Source organism: Ruminococcus albus AD2013, from assembly GCF_000526775.1.
Classification (GTDB): Bacteria; Bacillota; Clostridia; order Oscillospirales; family Ruminococcaceae; genus Hominimerdicola; species Hominimerdicola alba_A.
Genome location: NZ_JAGS01000001.1, coordinates 1,507,151 through 1,527,776 on the forward strand (window position 1 = coordinate 1,507,151; position 20,626 = coordinate 1,527,776).

Annotated in this window: 13 protein-coding genes and 3 tRNA genes; all 16 read right to left on the reverse strand. The window is 46.4% G+C overall.

What is annotated here, in order from left to right; genetic code table 11:
• Positions 1-55 precede the first annotated feature (55 nt).
• Entirely contained in the window at positions 56-3,091 is a 3,036-nt protein-coding gene (locus N773_RS0106680; protein WP_024857067.1) for an ABC transporter ATP-binding protein/permease, read from the reverse strand.
• A 3-nt stretch (positions 3,092-3,094) separates the two neighbouring features.
• Complete coding sequence (locus tag N773_RS0106685; RefSeq protein WP_024857068.1) at positions 3,095-3,571, reverse strand: MarR family winged helix-turn-helix transcriptional regulator; 477 nt, start codon at positions 3,569-3,571, stop codon at positions 3,095-3,097.
• Between the two features lie 178 nt (positions 3,572-3,749).
• The gene (locus N773_RS0106690) at positions 3,750-7,103 is read right to left on the reverse strand and encodes a DUF4132 domain-containing protein (RefSeq protein ID WP_024857069.1); all 3,354 of its coding nucleotides are present in this window, start codon (positions 7,101-7,103) and stop codon (positions 3,750-3,752) included.
• Positions 7,104-7,121: 18 nt separating this feature from the next.
• Positions 7,122-8,909 carry a hypothetical protein gene (locus N773_RS0106695; protein ID WP_024857070.1) on the reverse strand — a complete coding sequence of 596 codons (1,788 nt, stop codon included), beginning with the start codon at positions 8,907-8,909 and terminating at the stop codon, positions 7,122-7,124.
• 4 nt (positions 8,910-8,913) lie between these two features.
• Complete coding sequence (locus N773_RS0106700) at positions 8,914-10,065, reverse strand: VWA domain-containing protein (RefSeq protein WP_024857071.1); 1,152 nt, start codon at positions 10,063-10,065, stop codon at positions 8,914-8,916.
• Positions 10,062-12,479: a DUF5682 family protein gene (locus N773_RS0106705; protein ID WP_024857072.1), complete on the reverse strand. Its 2,418-nt coding sequence runs from the start codon at positions 12,477-12,479 to the stop codon at positions 10,062-10,064. Before N773_RS0106705 ends, N773_RS0106700 begins: the two co-directional genes overlap by 4 nt.
• A complete protein-coding gene (locus N773_RS0106710; RefSeq protein ID WP_024857073.1) occupies positions 12,440-13,546 on the reverse strand; it encodes an ATP-binding protein in 1,107 nt (368 codons plus the stop codon). Before N773_RS0106710 ends, N773_RS0106705 begins: the two co-directional genes overlap by 40 nt.
• Positions 13,547-13,727: 181 nt before the next feature.
• Positions 13,728-13,979, reverse strand: coding sequence for a DUF6171 family protein (locus N773_RS0106715; RefSeq protein ID WP_024857074.1), 252 nt, complete (start codon positions 13,977-13,979; stop codon positions 13,728-13,730).
• A 215-nt stretch (positions 13,980-14,194) separates the two neighbouring features.
• Positions 14,195-15,520, reverse strand: coding sequence for an IS200/IS605 family element transposase accessory protein TnpB (locus N773_RS0106720; RefSeq protein ID WP_024857075.1), 1,326 nt, complete (start codon positions 15,518-15,520; stop codon positions 14,195-14,197).
• 484 nt (positions 15,521-16,004) lie between these two features.
• Positions 16,005-16,469 (reverse strand): SMI1/KNR4 family protein, encoded by a 465-nt coding sequence (locus tag N773_RS0106725; protein WP_037288903.1) that lies wholly within the window; start codon positions 16,467-16,469, stop codon positions 16,005-16,007.
• Positions 16,470-16,615: 146 nt separating this feature from the next.
• Positions 16,616-17,146, reverse strand: coding sequence for a DUF4256 domain-containing protein (locus N773_RS0106730; RefSeq protein ID WP_024857077.1), 531 nt, complete (start codon positions 17,144-17,146; stop codon positions 16,616-16,618).
• A gap of 86 nt (positions 17,147-17,232) precedes the next feature.
• Positions 17,233-17,308 (reverse strand) — tRNA-Pro (locus tag N773_RS0106735).
• Between the two features lie 28 nt (positions 17,309-17,336).
• Positions 17,337-17,410, reverse strand: a tRNA-Pro gene (locus N773_RS0106740).
• Between the two features lie 42 nt (positions 17,411-17,452).
• A tRNA-Pro gene (locus N773_RS0106745) sits at positions 17,453-17,528 on the reverse strand.
• A 152-nt stretch (positions 17,529-17,680) separates the two neighbouring features.
• Positions 17,681-19,213 (reverse strand): asparagine synthetase B family protein, encoded by a 1,533-nt coding sequence (locus N773_RS0106750; protein WP_024857078.1) that lies wholly within the window; start codon positions 19,211-19,213, stop codon positions 17,681-17,683.
• Positions 19,214-19,361: 148 nt separating this feature from the next.
• Positions 19,362-20,087: a leucine-rich repeat domain-containing protein gene (locus N773_RS0106755; protein WP_024857079.1), complete on the reverse strand. Its 726-nt coding sequence runs from the start codon at positions 20,085-20,087 to the stop codon at positions 19,362-19,364.
• Positions 20,088-20,626 lie beyond the last annotated feature (539 nt).

Consider the following 20,626-nt stretch of genomic DNA (forward strand, 5'->3'; position numbering starts at 1 on the left):
CGGGTTATTTATGCACAAAAAGAGCTGTCCACAATAACGGACAGCTCTAAAATACTTATTCTGTTCTGAGTGCGATAACAGGGTCTTTCTTTGCAGCAATGCGGGATGGGAACAGACCTGCCACCAGAGTGAGAAGAATGCTTATCGCCACAAGCAGGATAGCTGCCGCAACAGGTATCGATGCCCTCATGGGTACTGTGGTAAGGTGGGCGATTATCATATTGATGGGTATTGTCAGCAGGTAGGAAATACCTACGCCGAGTATACCCGCTACAAATCCTACAATAGCAGTCTCAGCATTGAACACACGGGAGATATCGCGCTTTGAAGCACCTATGCTTCGCAGTATGCCTATCTCCTTGGTTCTTTCGAGAACGGAGATGTAGGTGATTATGCCTATCATGATAGATGATACTATCAGAGAGATAGCCACAAATGCTATCAGCACATAGCTTATCGCATTGATGATGGAAGTGACCGAGGACATCATCTTGCCGACGATATCGGTGTACTCTATCTTGGAAGATTCATCAGCTTCTTTGTTGTATTCATCTATTATATCAACTATGCGCTCCTTAGCGGCGAAATCCTTGGGGTAGATGTTTATACCGCTGGGGCTTTCAAGTGTTGCATAACCGAGGGTCATCATATTTGCATCGTATGTTGATGTGGAGTACTTTCCGCTGTTAGCAAGGGCATCTGCATTAGTCTTAGCCGACTCGGTTATCATGTTCTGCATCATAGCCAGCTGTTCATCGGTAAGGCTTGCAAGGAATTCCTTCTGCTGGTCGGTCATGCCACCCATAAAGCCGCCGTTTCCGCCGTTCTTCATAGCATCCATATCCAGTCCGGACATAGCGTCCATGCCCATATCTGTAAGTTCGGACATCTGCTGCTGTGTACCGCCCTGTGCCATCAGTGCAGCAGCTTCTTCCTCGGTCATACCCTCGGGGAGCTGACCTGCCATCAGTGCGGCAAGCTGTTCATCGGTAAGCTGAGGCTGTTCAGCGGCAGCAGGTACCTCGGTCGGCATATGTGACATTATAGCCGCGAAGTCATCATCGCTCATGCCCTCGGGCTTCTGACCCTGCATGAGTGCCGCCTTCTGTTCATCGGTAAGACCTGCTAATATATCGGTCTTGTCTGCCTGTGTGCTGTCAGCAGTTTCAGCAGATGTGGGGTTTTCATCGGAAGTCTTTTCTTCCTCTTCTGCATCTGCATTTTCGGGCTTGAATTTCAGACCTGAGAATACGTCGATATCAGGTGAAGCCTGCTGGTCTTTTATTATCTCGCTGTCCTTAACTTTGTTCACGAGATACTCCATCAGCTCGTGCTTATAAGCGATACCGCCGTTGAGTGAAGTAGCAGTTGCGTCCTCATTGGGGCGTATGATACCTACAACGCTTACTTTCAGACCGTTATTGACAACATCGGTCATATAAGCTTCGTCCTCCTGCATATCCTCCCAGATACCGCCATTTTTACGGTAGAAATCAGTGGTGGGAACGACCATGAAATCCAGATCGAGAAGTTCATCGTAGGTGTAGCTGTGCTGTTCGTTTTTCAACTGTACATCTTCACCCATAACTGCACGGCGTACTATGCCGTTTATCTCGGTAGAATCGAGAAGACCCAGTGAGTAGAGTATGTAGTCGTTTATCTCGTTATGCTTGTCAACTATCAGCACTACCTCGTTATAGTTTTCAGGCATATGTCCTGCTACTACATCGTACTGCGCTTTGATGAGGTCATCGTTATCAAGCATCTCGGACCATACATCCATACTGCCCATGCCCATTGAACCGCCCATGGACATACCCATCATCTGTGTATCGCTGAGATAACCCATATCCAGCAGTACCTGCGAGGGGTTTACCTGATATACACCATCGGAGGTATCAGCCTTGAATACATTCAGCTTGGTAGCGTAGCTGTACTTTATATCGGTGGTCAGTTTCTTTATCTCATCGTTGTTATCAAGGAAAGTCTTGAACTTTTCAAGGTCGTTCACCTTGGTCTCCTGCATGAGAGTATTTATCATCTGAGCCATGCGGTTCTGTGAATAAACCTTATCCATGCCGTGTTCGGGTTCAGCATCACGGGCTTCAGCCATTGAGTCCATTATCTCACTGAGGCTGGTGGTGGTCTTTTCGATAGTCAGAGGGAAAGTCGATAGCGTATCCGACTGCACCTGATCTATATATATCTGCACGCCGTTTGATATTGAAAGTATCAGCGCGATACCGATAATACCTATGGAACCCGCAAATGAAGTCAGCAGAGTTCTTGCCTTTTTGGTCATCAGGTTGTTTCGGCTGAGTGACAGCGCTGTCAGGAAATTCATGGAAGTTTTCAGCTTCTTGCGCTCTGCCTTTTTCTCCTGTGCCGTCTTTTTATCCTTTTTGATCTCCGCCTTGAACGGGTCGGTATCATCGGTCACCTTACCGTCGAGAAGCCTGATTATACGTGATGAATACTGCTCGGCAAGCTCGGGGTTATGGGTTACCATTATTATCAGCTTGTTTTTGGAGATCTTTTTGAGTATCTCCATTATCTGCACGCTGGTCTCCGTATCCAGTGCGCCGGTAGGTTCGTCCGCCAGAAGTATATCGGGGTCGTTTACGAGAGCACGTGCAATCGCAACACGCTGCATCTGACCGCCCGACATCTGATTCGGCTTTTTGTTCAGCTGGTCGCCGAGACCTACCTGCTGGAGTGCTTCCACAGCTCTTTTTCTTCTGTCGCCCTTTGATACGCCCGAAAGTGTCAGCGCAAGCTCAACGTTTGCAAGCACCGTCTGGTGGGGTATAAGGTTATAGCTCTGGAATACGAAGCCTATGGAATGATTTCTGTAGCTGTCCCAGTCAGCATCCTTGAAATCCTTGGTGGACTTTCCGTTGATGTTCAGGTCGCCCGAGGTGTACCTGTCAAGGCCGCCGATGATGTTCAGCAAAGTTGTCTTGCCGCAGCCCGACTGTCCGAGTATGGATACGAACTCGTTCTCACGGAAATCAATGCTGACACCGCGGAGCGCCTGTACGGTACTGTCGCCGACTACATAGTCCTTGGTTATGTTATTCAAACTTAACATACATTACTTTCCCTTCTCAGTTTTCATAGTTTCAAGTTCTCTGGAATAGTCTCCCAGATTGTTTATCAGTTTACAGCTGACCTCATAAAACTTTACAAGATCTTCCTTTGGGATATCCTTTGATACCTCCGAAGATATCTTCAGGAATTCAGCTTGAAGCATATCCCCGAGTATTTTTCCTTTTTCACTTGGGATATAGCGCATACCCCTCTGCTTATCTTTATCCTCGGGATTTCGGATTATATATCCGTCATTCTGCATATCCGTCAGCATCCTGGATATCAGTGCCTTATCGTAGCAGGACATCTCTTTCAGTTCTGTCGCCGAACATCCGCCCTCGATACCATTGATGATTCCCAGACATACCGCCGATGAGATATTGAGTTCCTTTGATGCCGGGATACAGGCATATATCCTTGCAAAAGAATGGGTCTTCTGTATCATCAGTGCCGCCAGATGTTCCAGCAGTGATCTGTCCAATCTATCGCCCCTTTCCTAACAAAAATCAAACAAGTTGATAAATCAACCTAACGTGGAGTAGTATAACACAAATAAGTTGATTTGTCAACAACGTAAACGTTTGCGTTTGTGAATTCTATGTAAATAATATGCAAAAAGTCCGACAACATTCACAAAAACTGTCGGACTTATGTTCATATTATTCTTTTTCGTTAGTGCCTAAAACGGCTGTCAGCTGCATGATAATTTCGCTGAAATACCTGTCACCTACCTCGCCGACTTTTATCGGCTTTGAACGGTAGTGGTCGGCACCGGGACGGTGGAGTTCAAGCTTTCCGACGGTGACATCTTCACCCTCGAAATCGTAGTTTACGATACTTGCTCCAGAGAATTCCAGTTCGGCATGAACGCCCTTGCTTACTGTCGTGCCGTCTGGGAGGTTCTCGCGGCTGCTGATATCCTCACGCCAGAAATAGTTGAAGAACCCAGCATCTTCAGCGTAGCCCTTATACCAGCCTGTCTTTGTCAGCTTGCCTATGAGTGACAGACTGTTGAGTTCGATATTCTCAAAGCGGAGTATTTCAGTGGACTCTCTTTCCTCGTCGGTCATGGTATATACCTTTCTGTCCAGCTGAGGGAAAGGCTGTTCGATCTCGTAATCGGAGAGCTGTTCTTTCCAGGCGTCTATGTCCTCCCTGGTAAGTTCCAGCGGGTGTACAAGACCTATGGAACCCTCTGCGGGAAGTTCTGTTTCATCGTCATCAACGGTGTTGAAGCTTCCCTCCTCGGTGTAACGGAAAGACTGCGTCAGCTTGCCATCGGCATCGTAAAGTCCCCAGATAAGACCTGTTGCAAATCCGTGCATAACCGCGTTCTTCACAAACAGAGCCTTCCAGCCATCGACCGTCCACTTTCTGTCGTTCATAAGTACGCTTTCAAGGCGGGATTTCTGGTTGGTTGCAACTGTTTTCAGCTGCTTCTTCATCTCCTTGAAGTCTGCTGATGCGGCGGCGGCTTTTTCGGCATCGTCATTTGCACCGGGCTTGGGCAAATTCTTCACCTGCTTTTCTCCGCAGAATATCTCAAGGGTATTACCTGTTCCGAGATACACCTTGAACTGACGGGGGCCGAAATCGAACTCACGGCACATATTCTCATCAAAGCCGAGGTCGGGTACTATCTTGTCCGCAAGTTCCTCGGTGGTAAGACCCAGTTCCTTTGCGGCGTTGCTGAGAGCATCAGCGGCGGCAGAACGAACCATCTTGTTTTTGAACTTGCGGGACATACCGTCAACGTTCATAAGGGCGGTGGTGCTTCCGCTGAGTGCCATTGCGCGTACAGCTTCCGAGGCTATCGCACCTCTTGAATTTTCGCCCCACTGCTTGATGTACTGCATAAGGATATCCACCATAGCCTCACCGCCATGGATAGCCGCAAAATACAGCACATACTTGGTCTTTGCCTGTGCGCCCAGGTCAACCCATTTGCCGAAAACATTCTGTACAAAGGTGTTGAGTTCACGGGTGTTCAGGTTCTCTGCAAGGTTATTGGCGGCTGTGCTTACTCCCAGTTCGCTCATATTCGCATAGCACAGTATCAATGCTTCAAGGTACTTCTGTTCAACTTCACCGCCCTCTGTATTGTGGACGGTGTAGTTACTGCCCTCAAATGCCCATGCGACTTTCTTGGCCTTTCCGCCCTTGGTAAGTTCTTCCAACATATCGACAGCTGAAAGGGGTGCTGCCGCTGATGCACCGTCGGAAGATACTGCCGCACCTATCAGTACAGCTATCTTATCCTTTATTTTAGCGGATTTTTCGCTTTCAAAAGCAGCTTCAAGGGCTTCCTTATACTCGGCACTTCCCTGTCTTTCGATAGCTGCAAGTGCTATCTCGCGGGAAGAAGCTTTTTTCTTTGAAAGCAGAGCGATGATATCATCTTTCCATTCGGGCTTGCTGCCGAGTATCTTGGCGAGGGCTGTTTTTACTGCCTTACTGCTGTCATCGGCAGAAGCAAATATCTTATCCTTGAATGTATCGGGGTCTGTACCGTATGCCATAACGCCTATCTGTCTTGCAGTAGCGGAAAGCTTTGAAAGCTCGGTTTTCAACAGAAGGTCTCTGTACTTTCCAGCTGCATCGGCTGTTTTTAGGATGGTATCATTTTTGCTGTCGTAGAGATTATCGATGTAATCGGCGGTACAGCTGAGTATAACATTCATTGGCAGACCTGCTGTAACAAGGCACTCAACGCCCTCTTTCGGGTATTTGCCGAAATCAAGACCTGTTGCATTTTTCACCATCCATGTCTTGCTGTATCCTCCGTTTATTGTCATCTCTGCCGCAAAGAAACGGCAGAAGAATTTATCCGCACCTATATCGTGGTAATAGTCAAAGTATTCATTCATCCCTCTGTTCATGGGTGCATCCACCATTTTATCAAGAACTTCCTCTATGGGCTTGCTGCCCTTGACATATTCGATGATATCGGTGGCATCGTCGCGGTGGGTATTGCTTACGATGGTCAGCGCCTTTTCAAGGATAGCGGCGTCAATATCGGGACAGGGCAGACCCAGCTTTTTGAGTATATCACCCATATACCTTATTGCGCTTACATCGGTCTCTTTTGTCATATAATAGGTGTACACTTCGGTGTGTTCCTTTGCCATATACTCAAGGTGCGGCAGGATCTCTTCATCTTCACAGTATTGATCTACCAGAAATTTTACATAGCCGTTCTTGCGGGCTGTACTTTCTTTATCGAAGGAATCAAGAGCTTTATAACACTTATTTCGCAGGACAATATCAGGTACCTTTGACATATCGGTCTTGCATCTTTCCGCGAATTTATCCTTGACTTTGTCTGTGTATCTTAAACACTCAGCCAGCAGCAAAGTGTAGTCCCAGTTATCGTAATAGCGGCTTGGCTTTGGTATATTAAGTGATACCGCGTGATCGACTATCTTATTTATGATGACAGCATCCTTTTTCTCATCTGCTTTATCAAGTGCCATTGAGTACAGTATACTTGCAGCCCAGCTATTGGTTTCAAGGATAATATCTGCCAAAGCTGCCAGTTCGCCTGTGGAGTATTTGTCATATATCAGTTCCTGATCGCTCGTTGTAACGACACCGATCATAGCTGAACCTGCCTCGGCATACAGCTTTGCCGTTTTTTCGCCCAGCCAAGGAGTAAGATTTTCATAAAGGACATCGTAGAATTTTTCACATTCGTAGCTGTTGACTATCACCATCATGTCCGCAGTGCAGCTTGCACCGAAGGCTGCCCACAGAAAGCATATGAACCTGCTTGTCAGCTCGGGGTCACGTGGGCGTAAAATTGTGGTATTTAATGCCTTTTCAAAACCAGCGAAATTGCTTTTCGACTTGCCGTAGGCGGAAGTCGTCTTTACTTCTTTCAGCAGGCTGTCATCACGGGGCGAGTCCATATCCATATATTTTACAAATATATCCTCGTTGGTGTATATCATTCCTATGCCCGTCAGCAGTTTGCCGAGCTTTGCCATGCTTTCAGAAACATCACCGTATATCATGTTGATTACTCCTTTCGTTTATGGGTCTAATTCACGAATATCACCAGGCTGCATCTGCGACAGTGCGCTGATGGTCTGAAGTTTTTGTTCACCTGTTCTGATATATGCCGAGAGCTTTTCCATGCTCTCCAGCATTTCACGGGCATCACCGCCCGTGCTGTGTCGGAATGATGATGCGGTATCGATCACTTTTCCTGCCAGTTCTGCAAGACCTTTCATTCCGCAGTTTCCTGCATATTTTATCAGCTTTTCATCATCGCGTATCTCGGAGCGAAGTCCGCAGTGGATAATGGAACTCATCATACCATTTAGTTTTGCAAAGAGGTCGAGCAGAGTTTCGGCGTAGCCTGCATAGGCTGCTGCGTCATCATACCTTTCGGGGAGCTTGTAGCCGCTGCATTCAAAGGGTACGATGAAATCATATATCTCAATGGGGAAAATTGTCAGCTCGCCATCATCAATATTTGCCACCGCAAGCAGAGTGAAGCAGGTGTCCTTATCTGCCAGCATACGCTTGCCTATCCTTTCAAGGGTATCAATGAAAGCCTTGGTCTCGGCGCGGAATTTCGCCTTTATGTTTATATGACAGCCGTTGACATCTTCTATCTCCATGATGAACTGCTGGTCGTACTTATCATAGCGCTGACTAAGGCAGGCGGTGGGTCTTACAAAGAAAAGCCTGTCGGTCTCAAGGTCGCCCGCTGTATCAAGGGCTATGGCTATCTCCCTGAAATCGTCCTTTATAAGGTCGTATACCACAGGAGAATTAAGGCTAACCTTTGACTGGCTCACTACCCTCGTTTCGGACGATGTGGATAATTTATCATCGCTTATTTTCGCATTGTGAAGAACGAGAGAATTCTTCATGAAAGATCTCAGCGGCACAGCAAGATCCCACGGGCATACAGCGGGGGCTCTGCGGCGTTTTTTTCCGCTTTCATAGAACACGGGTCTGAGATCGGATACGGTCAGGAAGTTTCTGCCCGATGTTCTGTTCTCATCGATAAAGTAGAATATCTCCCCAACGTAATCTCCGATATCAACATCACGGGCACCTACGGGGATAAGAGAAAGATCTCCGTCTAGTGTGGTATACTTTTTTTTGAACTCACCGAGGTCGTCTTCGGTAAGATCTTTTTCTTCAAGTTCGCGGAGAAGCTCATCGCATTTTAACAGCCTTTCGGTAAATTTATCAAGGTCAAATGCCGCACGGCGCTCGATATGGTCCGAGAGCCTGCCGCCTATCTCACGCATGATCTTTTCTGCTGCGGCGGCTTTTACGCTGTGGCACTTTACGGCGGCGGCTTCTATCCTTGCGGGCATATCCGCAGGGGTGCGCACAAGTCCCTCTGCTATTATCTCAGCGAGAAGACCTCTGCACAGTTCTGCACAGGCACGCACTTTAGCCCTGTCCTTTTCCGAGAGATAAATGGTTTCCGGTTCGGATTCTTCCGGCTCTGGTGCGGGTATCTCTGCGGGTACAGCGGGAGTTTCCTGAACAGGTTCGGGGGCAGGTGCTTCATCGGCGGGGATAACACCTTTCATCACCACAAGAGCTCCGACGATATGTCTGCACACGGCACGTGACGGGCAGGTGCAGATGCTTTTATCAAGGGGTGCTTTTATCGTGACGGTCTCGCCGCCAAAGTCTAAAACAATGCCATCATCGGTCTCGGTAAAATCGGAAGGTGCGCCTTCGGCATCTTTGCAGGCACGCTTGTATGTGCCTTTGTTAGCCAGTGCGATAAGGGTATCCTCATCGACTGAGGCTATGAGTTTTCGTATTTCTTTAGCTGCATCTGTCAAGTGCTCACCCCCCGCTGAATATCCTGCCTATGTAATCCCCAAGTTGGTCGGGGGTAAGTGCGCCCACGAATGCGCCCATATCTGCCAGCTGCTGACCGAGATTCCTGTCAAATGCTGCTTTGGCATCTTCATCAAGTGCGGTGAGATAGCTTAGCTTTGCACCGCTTGTGATGATATTCCTGCTGACGTTCATCAGCCTGTTGACAGGTCCTCCCTCGTAGAGGTCTGTGACGCATATCACAACTGTCTGTGAGGGTGAGGATATAAGCTGTTCGCAGTAGCACATCGCCTTGCCTATATCAGTACCGCCCCCGAGCTGTACGCTCATGAGGACTTCGGCAGGGTCTTCTGCCTGCCCTGTGAGATCGACTATATTGGTATCGAATATCACAAGCTTGACTTCGGCAAAGGGCAGTTTTGAGATTATCTGCGCCATTACAGCGCTGTATATCACCGATCCCACCATCGAACCGCTTTCATCAACGGCGATTATGACGGTCTTATTATTGTAACGCTTTACGCGGTTGGAGAAATATATCTCTTTCAGCATCAGCTGTCCGCTTTCGCTGTCGTAGTTTTTAAGGTTGCGGCGTATGGTCTTTTTGATATCGAGATTTCTCGCCGTATGCACAGGGCTGGAACTGTTGCGGTCTATCCTGCCGAGTATAGACTGTCTGACGCTGTTTTCCAGCTTTTCGCGGAGTTCTTCTGCCACCTTGGCGGCTATGCGCTTTGCGGTCTCCAGCACCTCACCTTTCATCAGGTGGCGCAGCTGCATTATGGTCTTCAGAAGATCCATATTCGGGGTCATCTTTTCAAGCACTTCTTTATCGGTGAGAAGTTCGGTAAGTTGGAATTCATCAAGGGCGTGCTTTTCAAGTACGTCTGCTGTCTTGTTCGGGAAAAGTTCACGGACTTTGGTTATCCACTTTGCGGCGCTGAGATTAGAATCTCCCCTGCCCCCGGATCTTCCGCCCTCGTCGCGTACATCATCACCCGAAGAACGGCTGTAGAGGTAGTCAAGGAGGTCTTCCATATCGGCAAGTGCATGAAGTTCGGAGGCACTGCCCGAAAATTCCAGATCTCTGTCGGACTGGCTTCCCAGTACCAGACGCCAGCGGTTCACCGATAATTCTTTGCGTTCTTCTTCCGTCACTGCCCCTCACCTCCGTTCAGTTTTGCTGTTATCAGACTGTCCAGCTTTCTGCCGAATTCGGACAAGCCTTCGTCTATGATATCGCCGTACATTATATCGTTATCCTTAACACCGTGTATGCCCGCTACCGCCTTTGCTATTGACTGTATCTCCGAGGGTGTGAAATGGGAGAAAGCAAGGCGCATTGAGGGCAGTATCTCAAGGTAGTCTTCCCTATCAAAGCCTGTTATCAGGTCGTCGGTCATATACAGGAACGAATCATCGGCAAGGACGATATCACCTGCGGTGCAGAACAGACCTTTAAGGTAGTCAGCACCCTGCATACGCACCTTTTCGGAGCCTTGCAGGAATCCGCGCATGGCTTCTTCTGCGGCACATCTGCGGGTAGGGTCGAGAGAATAAAGCAGACCCATTGCCGCGCCGTATATCTCGGGGGTCTTGTCCTTTGATCCAGCAAGAGTAAGGAGCGCTTCTTCAAAAGTACCCCGCCAGCTTTCAAGCATACTGCCTGTCAGGCTGTACATCAGGCGCATGATATCCACCACATCAACTGCTTTATCTTCGGGAGAATTCGCCATTGCGGGCAGTGCGGGGATAAGGCTTGACATACATTTTTCAAGGCAGGCAAAGGAAGAACTGTCCTCAAATTCGTACAGCTTTTGCAGATCGCAGAGTCTGGCGAAACAGCGCAGACCCTCGCCAATGGAGAAGAAATCGCCGTCTTCGGAAACTATATCATAAATCAGTTCTTTCTGATGGTCGGTGAGTGGTATGCCCATGAGGAAGCAGTCTATTGCGGTCTGTGCCGCGTCCTGACAGCGGCGGTTCTCGTTGAGGGCTCGTGCCGCAAGATTGGTGCAGGCTTCTTCAATGGTGAAACCGTCGGCGGTATGGTCGATTAGAGAAGCGTCCACCTGCGGAGTGCGGCGGTATTTCCATAGCTCACGCACACGGCTCCTGTCCCTGCCGCGTTTCAGGTCGGGACCTTTTGTCAGGGTAGCAAAGCCTGTATCAAGATAAGTCAGCCTGTGCAGTAATCGGCTGAGGGCAAGACCTCTTTCACCGAGGAACAGAGGTACGTCAGCCTCCTGCGGGATAACGCTGGCGTATTTCAGTTTGAAAATATCACACTGTTTTTCAAAGTCTGCCACAAGGGGCGGTACATGGGTCTTATCGCCGATACGCCCGATACTATCCCCTGTTGCAAGGCGTTTCATTATATCAAGGGGCATTGCGGATGATATGGTCTTTTCGCCCTTGATGAACGCCGAGGTGATACCGTCGGCAAGTTCCGAAAGACCGCACTGGCTCACGTTCCTGAGAGCGGCAAGACCTGACATAACGGTCTCTGCGGAAGTGATATCGGCTATTGATATGGGGATATCCTTTTGGGAACTTTCCTTGGCTGTCTTTATAAGCAGTTCAAGGGTGGCATCATTATAGACATTCGCCGAATCTGCGCCGTTTACGATGCGCTTCATTATGCTGTCATAGAAAGCGGGACATCTCATGCCCGATGCGTAGCCGTGGAGTGCATCTGCGGCTTCGTAAGAATAAGCCGTGGGGAAAGAGCCCTGAATATCAGGTGTCATCTTGTGTAGCTTTTCAGCCTTGAAATTACCCTTATGCATCAGCTTCGCAAGCCCGAGGCTGTGAAGTCCGCCTGTTACCACAAGAACTTTTTCGCCCTTGTCAAGGGCTTCTTTTATTCGAAGAGCCATATGCCTTTCGCGGGCGAGAGTGCCCTCTGCTTCAAGCTCGGCATCCTTTTCCTGAGAGCGTGTCAGCACGCAATAAGTGTGCATATTTTTGCAGAATTCGGCGGGTGTGAGTTTAAGACCCTCTATCTCAAAATACTTCTCCCAGAATTCTTCAAAATTGCGTATGCCTGTTTTCTCACAGAGCCTTTTGTAGAACTGAGAACGTATAAGGCGGGTGTCATCGGTATAGCTGTGCTTTTCAGCATCTTTGCGCAGACCCTTGCCCTTTGCGGTGTGTATGAGTATCTCGCTGTAAGGCAGGTCGATGAATGCGGCAGTGATACCCTTTGCCGCAGCGGCTGCCAGTGCGTTGAATTCGGGTGAGGAATAGAGGAATGGATAGTAGCACTTGTAGTCCTCGGCATCTTCGCTGACAAGCTTCTTTTTATCCTTGTAGAAGTAGTAGAAAGCCGCCGGGAGTTCGGTGCGTTCATCGGTCAGCACGGAGATAAGGTCGTTGGCATTTTCGGGACCTTCCACCAGTACCGCTGTGGGTGAGAATTCCTCTATCGCACGAAGAAGCTGATAGGAACAAACAGGGCTGTGGTGCCTTACGGGAAAGAACAGAAGTCTGCGTGAAGTATCGTATTTCAGAAATTCACCTGCTTCACCCGTTATCTCAGTAAAGAGGCTGTCTTTGAATATTCCGTCCATACGCCGCCCACCTTTTTCGCTTTCTCCTTGACTGCTGTTCTGAAATATGCTTTCAGCTTTTCAAGGTCGTCCTTATTCTCCTTGCACACCGCGCCGAGAAGATTCTCTGTCAGTATGCCCATATCCGCTGTGCCGTCGCCGTAATACCATGCGTGGCTGATAGTCTGATAATAGACGGATACAGCTTCCGCGGTACTCATGACAGCGGCAGGCTTTTCAACCACGGTGCCCTCGGCTGTTTTGCCCTCACGGAGTTCGTGGTAAGTTACTGCCAGAAGTTCTGCCACATCGGTATCTATCGGACAGTCGATATGACCTGCCTTAGCCATGTTTTCGGCTTCACGGATAATTATCTCCTTTTCAAGACTTACATCGCTTACAGGTTCAACGGTCTCGAAGTTGAAACGTCTTTTAAGAGCGCCCGACATCTCGTTTACGCCCTTATCGCGGGTGTTGGCAGTGCCAATAATATTGAAGCCGCGTTTTGCCTGAACAAGGCCCTCATCGCCCAGTTCTGGGATATTGAGTATCTGGTCACTCATCACGGATATAAGGCTGTCCTGTATCTCGGCGGGAGTACGGGTTATCTCCTCAAAGCGGGCAAATATGCCTTTCTCCATTCCAACAAGCAGTGGCGAGGGGACGAGGGCTTCGCGGCAGGGACCCTTTGCAAGCAGCAGGGCATAGTTCCAGCTGTACTTTATCATATCCTCGGTGGTGCCCGCCGTACCCTGAACTGTGTTGGTGCTGACACCGCAGCAGGCGGCTGACAGAAGTTCGGAAAGCATGGTCTTTGCTGTGCCGGGTTCGCCCACAAGCATAAGTCCGCGGCTGCCCGCAAGGGTGATAATGCATCTTTCAACGAGTGCGTCGTTGCCGTAGAACTTGCGGGGTATCTTTACTTTGCCCTCGGGGGTATCCACCTCACCGCCGAGTATGAAAGTTCGTGCTGCCTTCGGTGAAAGCAGCCAGTTTTCGGGCTTTTTGCCATTATCGTTTTCACGCAGTACTTTCAGCTGGTCGGCATATCTGATCTCCACGGGTGGTTTTATGAAGTTCTGTTCCATAGGGGTGCTCCTCCTTATTCGTTCACGAATTATCCATGTATTGATTATAACATATTTATTTTCAGATTACAACAGATTTTTATAAAAAATGAAATACAGTACAATTTTCTGTACTAAAAATGTTCGCGGCAATAAAAAACTGCTCTCCGCAAAAACAGAGAACAGTTAAAAAGCTATTTATTTACCAGTATTTGCCTTCCCCGGGACAGCTTTGTTCGGGTTTCAGCGCACGGAGTTCCACATAACAGCCGCAGACAGCGCACATACCGTTTGAAAGCTGTTCGCACTGTTTGCACAGTGTAAGTCGGCGCTGATATTCTTCCTCGTCCACGCGCTTATCCTCGGGAACAGCGGCGATATACTCCATGAGTTTTTCGGTATAAGCATCACGGTCGATATCCGCCAGCAGACATTTTTTGCAGATTATTTTCATAGTGACCTCCTGCGGACAGGTTTTTGCTGAGTTATATGGGTATATTATAACAGAAAAACAGATTTTGTCAAGTGAGGGATTTAAATATTAGATTATTTTTGTTCATAGTGAAGCCTCACACGACTAAAGTCGCGTGCTTCCAATAGTGTCCTAGCGGACACGCCCACTTTAGGTGGGCGGACTACGTTTCTACCATACAGCCTGAACTAAGAAAATTATGCTGTTTGAGCAATAAATTCCGCATTCAGGTTAACTAAGGTAGAGAACGTGCAGGTGCTTCTCTTACTGCATTGAGGTACTTTAGCCTCAATGAGCAACCTTGAATTCTCATCCAAGGATTTTAATATTTCACGTATGAAATATCTTGCCCCTATATTATACGAAGCAGATAGATCACAGTTGTAGGTCTTGCCATTTTGAAATTTGCATAGCTCATAGGTATTGAAACCACCAAATTTACCACGAAGTACAAAACCACTGCCATCGTAGGCAAGGCGTGACGTATTCCATGCACAGATATGGCTTACTCTCATACCTAGTCTGTGAGCTTTATTCGTTACAATAGACTGAACTTCCTGACTGCGCCACAGCTTGAGCTTCTGCTTTTTAGAACCGCGGACCTTACCGTTCTTGTCTAAATGCTCAAATACAATAACATCTGCATTATAAAGAACGGCTATATCTACGATGCAGGCAGCAGTTTTAGTGGCAATGTCGTGATTGATTCCTTTGACTTTTGCCCAAAGCCTTGGTGTTTTATAGTTACCACGCTGCTGAGCTTTTTTTATACGGTTAACACAATGCATAAGATGGTCTGTTTCTTTGGTAAGCTTACAAAAATGCCTTCCAAGAATAGTGCCATCTGAACGCATTACGGAAACCGTAGCTGCGGTGTTGATCCCAAGGTCTACAGCAACAATGGTCTGCTCGTGTACAGATGTATCTGCCAGTTTGGTCTTTTCTTCAAATGGAAAGTCCAAAAACCACTCCTTGCCTCGTTTTTGAAGTGTTGGAGCGCATTGCTTACGTAAGCGACAATGTCTGTATATATAATCCATATCTGACTTTTTAAGGTTTATCGTTATCCAGTCCCATGTATTACGGATGTAGACTTTGATCTGGGCAGTATAATCACCGGTCTGTTTGTACATTACTGTACGGTACATAGACGGGAATGAATAACCTGCTTTTGGATACGATGGTTCTCTTCCGACCGGATCTTTGATCCAGTTATCGAGATTGGTTTTGTAAGATGATACCTTGCCTATAGCCTCGTTAATAGCACCACGGCGCAGATAGCTTGGCATCTTATAGAATTTGGCATCAAAATCATAAATTGGATCGGGATTATCTTTTGTAGCATGGATCAGTGTTTCAATATATGTGAGTCTGCTCACCCCTTTGAATGTAACAATGTTATCCCAATGATCCAGACAAACGCTGATAAGGTAATCTACAGCATGTCTGTATACGATAACGGTATCTTTAAATATGTTGTTGTAATGCTTGATCTTAACGCTGTATGTCGTATATATCTGCATACTGCAGACTCCCTCCTTCTACTTGTTTTTTGAGAATTAATGTAATCTGTTACCTGTTTAAGACTTCTGTCGCTTACAGTTGCTACAAAATACGATGGATTCCATATATATTATAGCAGATTTATTTAAGAATAAAAAATTATATATACTTAAAAGTTTTGCTGTGATTGTGTCACGCGTGACACAATCAAAATTTAATTATTTTTTTAGATCTAAGAAGCAGAAAGACAGCTGATCTTACTCACTTAGCTGTCTTTCACTTAAGAATTATAGTATCTGACATTCTTAAGTGAGGCTTACAGTTTACAAGACGAAGTATATGATCAAGACTTCCTGTATTTGGTAGCTCTTACGATATGGTATTACAATGAATATACATACCCTCGACCATGCACAACAGAATGTCTAGAAATGCCGCCTAACTCATGACTAAAGTCACGAGCGTGCGGCGGCAAAATCGTCAATTTCCTTTCATGTTTTATGCTTATTCAGAAAGCATATCCATAAATTCTGAAAAACTATCTGCGACTTTTTCAGTCACAGGATTCCATTCCTCAGACTCTTCGTGAAGCCATACACATACAGTAGGAGTATCAGATTCTCTGTAATCAAGGCATAAATAATCGCCAGCAAACAGCTCAGCAATCGGAATGATCTCATATCCTACTAAATCGGGATCAGATATTATTCTTTCTTCCAATTGTGTAAGAACTACATTAATATCATACCAAGCATAATCCTCATCAGTACCCTTTTCTTTTATACAGAGGAATCTCACGATCATACGAGTTCTTTTTCCACATGGAAAATTTCTTTTTTCAGGAACGCCACCATTATCCTCCATTAATAATATACGGATTTCCTCAGGTAATCTAACACCCCATATTTTTTCAATTCTACTTAATCTTTCTTCATCGGGTCTGTACGAATAGTTATTATTTAATATCATCTTTATTTCTCCTGTTTTTCAAAGAATTATCCCTTTATGATGCTGAATTGATCCATATACAAAAAGACCGCCCACTATGGACGGTCTTTTACTGTATCTGCACCTGATGATTAATACAATGCACCTTTCGGGTGCAAATAATTGAATCAAACCCTCAGTTTTACTCGAAAGCCTCTGCTTGAATAATAAGATTCGGCGCCGTTATGATAAATAAAGGTTCTTCCGAAGTGTTTGTCGCCGAAAATGGCGCCGCCCCTGTTTCTTATTTCAGCGGGTGTATAAAGCCAACTGGACGATTTTAAGTCGAAATCACCGAGCGACTGCAGAAAGAAATAGTCCTCTTCACTTAATATTTCAACGCAATGATCGACAGCTTCTTTCATTGCCGAAGAAAAAGGCTTGTTTGCTTTTCTTGAATTCAGCGCTTCATCGTCGTAACAATAACTACGTCTGCCGATCGGCGATTCTTTTGAAGTGTCGAAGAAAATATATTTGTCTTCCGATTTATCGTAGGCAATAATATCCGGCTCTCCGCCCGATTCTTCCATATATTTTAAAGATTCAAGAACTTTGGGCGTGAGTCTGCCTATAATCGTTTCAAAATCTATGCCCGAATGTAACGCTGCATTTTTGATAAATCTTTCCCGTAATATTTCTATCAGTTGTGGGTTGTTCATTATTGCCCCTCCTGAGATATTTTAATTATTCCGTAAAAAATAAACCGTTGCGCACTCGATAATTGTATCAAATACCGCAACGGTTTTGGTCGGAGTGACGGGACTTGAACCCACGGCCTCTACCACCCCAAGGTAGCGCGCTACCACCTGCGCCACACCCCGACGAATCGTTTATATTAAATTAGTTGAATCGAGGTGACGTGATTTGAACACGCGACTTCTACGTCCCGAACGTAGCGCTCTACCAAACTGAGCCACACCTCGATATAACAAGACCGCCCAAAATGAGCGGTCTGTTTTTTAGTCTGGTCGGAGTGACGGGACTTGAACCCACGGCCTCTACCACCCCAAGGTAGCGCGCTACCACCTGCGCCACACCCCGACGACTTAATTATTATAGCATATCAGCACCGATTTGTCAAGCACTTTTTTCAGATTTTTTTTAGAGATTCCAGAATGCTGAAACGGCTTTATTTCCGAGAAAAATAAGCAAACGGAGTATTTAGTAATACTCCGTTTACAAACTATTTACACTTATCTTTTTACGAAATATTCCTCATACCATACAAGGAATGTGTAGATCGTCCAGATCTTACGCCAGTTATCGGAATTTCCGCCTATGTAATCTGCAAATATAGCGTTGATCTCATCGAGGTCAAAGAACTTAGCTGCCATATCGCTGTTGAACTTCGCCCTGACATCGGCATTGTAGCGCTCATCAGCCAGCCATATACGGATAGGCACGATGAAGCCCAGCTTCTTGCGGAATGCTATCTCCTCGGGAAGAACCTTTGATGCTGCGGTACGGAATGCAACCTTGTTCTGTTCCTCGTTCACCTTGAAGCGTGAGGGCATACGTGATGCTATATCGAATACTCTCCTGTCGGTCAGGGGCATTCTTATCTCCAGACCTGCGGCTTCGCTCATCTTGTCAACGTTGAGGTAGATGTCACCCTCCAGCCATATCTGTATATCAACATCTGACATTTTTGAAAGCGGGTCAAGACCCTCGGTCTCGTCGTAGATATACTTCACAAGGTCGATGGGCAGATAATTCGGGTCGTAGTGCTTGAGTATGCGCTGCTTTTCCTCCTCCTTCATGATATTGGTATTGCCAACGTAGAAGGTCTTGAGGTTATCGCCGTATCTTTCGGCGTTTCGGTACATATTGTATCCGCCGAAGAATTCATCTGCACCCTCGCCCGAATAGCAGAGCTTTGTATGCTCGGCAGTTGCCTTGCAGGCAATGGCGAATACTATCGCGGAAGCGTCACCCAGAGGCTGCTCCATGTTGTACATAACGTAGGGGACGATATCGAAATACTGCTCGGGAGTTATCTTGCAGCGGTTGTTCTTTCTGCCAAGGATATCAGCTGTCTGCTTTGCAAGTCCGCTCTCATCGAAGCGCTCGTCATCATAGCCGCAGGAATCTGTCACCTGAGCATCGGACATAGCCAGCACATAGGAAGAATCTACGCCGCCCGAAAGGAAGCTCTCGGCAGTTTCGCCGTCTTCCTTTACCTCGGGGAAGATATTCTTGATCGTTGTGTGTATCTCATCTGCCCAGTCTTCAAGAGACTTGCTTTCGTCGGGATGGAACTCGGGGTGCCAGTAGCGGGTTATCTTTGTCTGTCCGTTTTTATGTACAAGATAATGTCCGGGCATGAGCTTCTTTACGCCCTTGAAGAAAGTGTCCTCGCCTGCAACATAGGTGAGGGTCATATATATCTGGAGCATTTTCTCATTGAGCTCCTTGACAAAGCCCTCCTGCTCAATTATGCGGCGGATAGTTGTGCCGTAAAGGAGTCTTCCATCAGCTGTCTCATAGTAATAAAAAGGCTTTGTGCCGAAATGGTCACGCACGCAGAATATCTCGCCGTCATTTTCAACAGCGAAAGCGAACATACCGTAAAGATGGTCAGCGACCTCGGTGCCCCACTTTTCGCAAGCCTTGACTATGATAGCCTTTTCTCTTTCTGCGCGGAGCAGACTGCTGTCAATGCCAAGTTCTTCGCAAAGCTGACGCCAGTTGCGGATATGACCTCTGTATTCTTTTAATTCTATCATTGATTACACCTCTCTGAAATTTATATATACTCATATATTATACCATGGTATGGCAATAAATGCAAGTGCGGCTCAAAAATTTTCAGCAAAAAGACACTTCCGCACAAAAGCAGAAGTGTCTGTAAAAGTCTTAATGAAGTTGAAAGGGTCACTTTCTGGAATCAATGACAAACTTATGGCAGTAATGTCTGATAAAGTGATCCATATTATCATCGAACATTCTTTTCAGGGTATCATCGGAATACTGTGAACAGCTATCCTCGTCGATGAGCCATATCTTGTAAGCTTCGTTGGATGCGTGTATCGATGCTACTTTGTAATGATATTCTTCATCTGTAAGTTCCTTGGGACGGTGTCCGTCAAGGGCAAGTTCATTGACCAGATCGCCGACAGCACCTGTACCCATGAGATGATGTGCCATCTTCTGGGCGGCAAACTCAACATCGCCGCTGGACTCGGATTCTATTATAGCCCGTTCAAAGAAATCTTCCTTATCTTCAAGCATCTGGTATGCGTATACAGCATATCTCTTTTTGCCTGCAAAGACGGAAGTATCGGTAAATGCGTGCTCACCGATCACGGTAACACTATCGGGTATGGGCATCGGCTCCATCTTTTTATTGCTGAAAAACGCAGTTGCACCGATAGACTTTACTGTATCGGGGATATTTACCGTCCTTAGATGACGGCAGCAGCCGAAAGCATAGTCGCCGATGATCTGAAGACCATCGGGAAGTTTGATATGTCTGAGAGTGCTGCATCCGCCGAAAGCGGCTTCACCGATCTCGACAACGCCATCGGGAACTACTATATCAGAAACGCCATCTTCTTCAATATATCCAACAAGAACGCCATTTTCTATCTCAAATGCCATACTATATTTCCTCCGTATCTATGTCACCAAAACACTGTACAAAGTTTATTTTTCTTCAAAAAACATTAATCGACCCGACATGATGCTATTATAATCAATGTTATATAATTATTATACAATATCGATTGCGGATTGTCAATGGAATTAAAAACATTTTAACAGTCGGAATACAAAATACAGACTATCTCAAGACAGGAGCACATCTGATAAATACTATACTTTCAAAGTGAGCATACGGTTGATAACAACTGTTTTCGGGTGAGGTCTTTCAAAAGTTATAATTATTAATTATTTCGCAAATTCGGAATTTCTGACTTATCGGCGATATCGTTTTCGTAGTCGCAAACCAACCATCGTCACTAAACGAGCCATTCATAGCTTAACACATCCTATAATGAACATTTCTGACTTTTTGAATGTTTTTGGCGGTTCAGATCATTAAAACCAGCTGCGAAAACGTTTTTGAAAATGGAAATAAAATGGTGATATATTCAGTTTGTTCCCATTTTCTCGGCAATCGTCTGATTTTTCAGTGTATT

Excerpts from the sequence above, each read along its gene's own strand:
- N773_RS0106725 (WP_037288903.1), bottom strand. The coding sequence starts at position 16,469 with ATGATATTAAATAATAACTATTCGTACAGACCCGATGAAGAAAGATTA.
- N773_RS0106715 (WP_024857074.1), bottom strand. The coding sequence starts at position 13,979 with ATGAAAATAATCTGCAAAAAATGTCTGCTGGCGGATATCGACCGTGAT.
- N773_RS0106720 (WP_024857075.1), bottom strand. The coding sequence starts at position 15,520 with ATGCAGATATATACGACATACAGCGTTAAGATCAAGCATTACAACAAC.
- N773_RS0106755 (WP_024857079.1), bottom strand. The coding sequence starts at position 20,087 with ATGGCATTTGAGATAGAAAATGGCGTTCTTGTTGGATATATTGAAGAA.
- N773_RS0106690 (WP_024857069.1), bottom strand. The coding sequence starts at position 7,103 with ATGATATACGGTGATGTTTCTGAAAGCATGGCAAAGCTCGGCAAACTG.
- N773_RS0106730 (WP_024857077.1), bottom strand. The coding sequence starts at position 17,146 with ATGAACAACCCACAACTGATAGAAATATTACGGGAAAGATTTATCAAA.
- N773_RS0106710 (WP_024857073.1), bottom strand. The coding sequence starts at position 13,546 with ATGGAACAGAACTTCATAAAACCACCCGTGGAGATCAGATATGCCGAC.
- N773_RS0106705 (WP_024857072.1), bottom strand. The coding sequence starts at position 12,479 with ATGGACGGAATATTCAAAGACAGCCTCTTTACTGAGATAACGGGTGAA.
- N773_RS0106750 (WP_024857078.1), bottom strand. The coding sequence starts at position 19,213 with ATGATAGAATTAAAAGAATACAGAGGTCATATCCGCAACTGGCGTCAG.
- N773_RS0106680 (WP_024857067.1), bottom strand. The coding sequence starts at position 3,091 with ATGTTAAGTTTGAATAACATAACCAAGGACTATGTAGTCGGCGACAGT.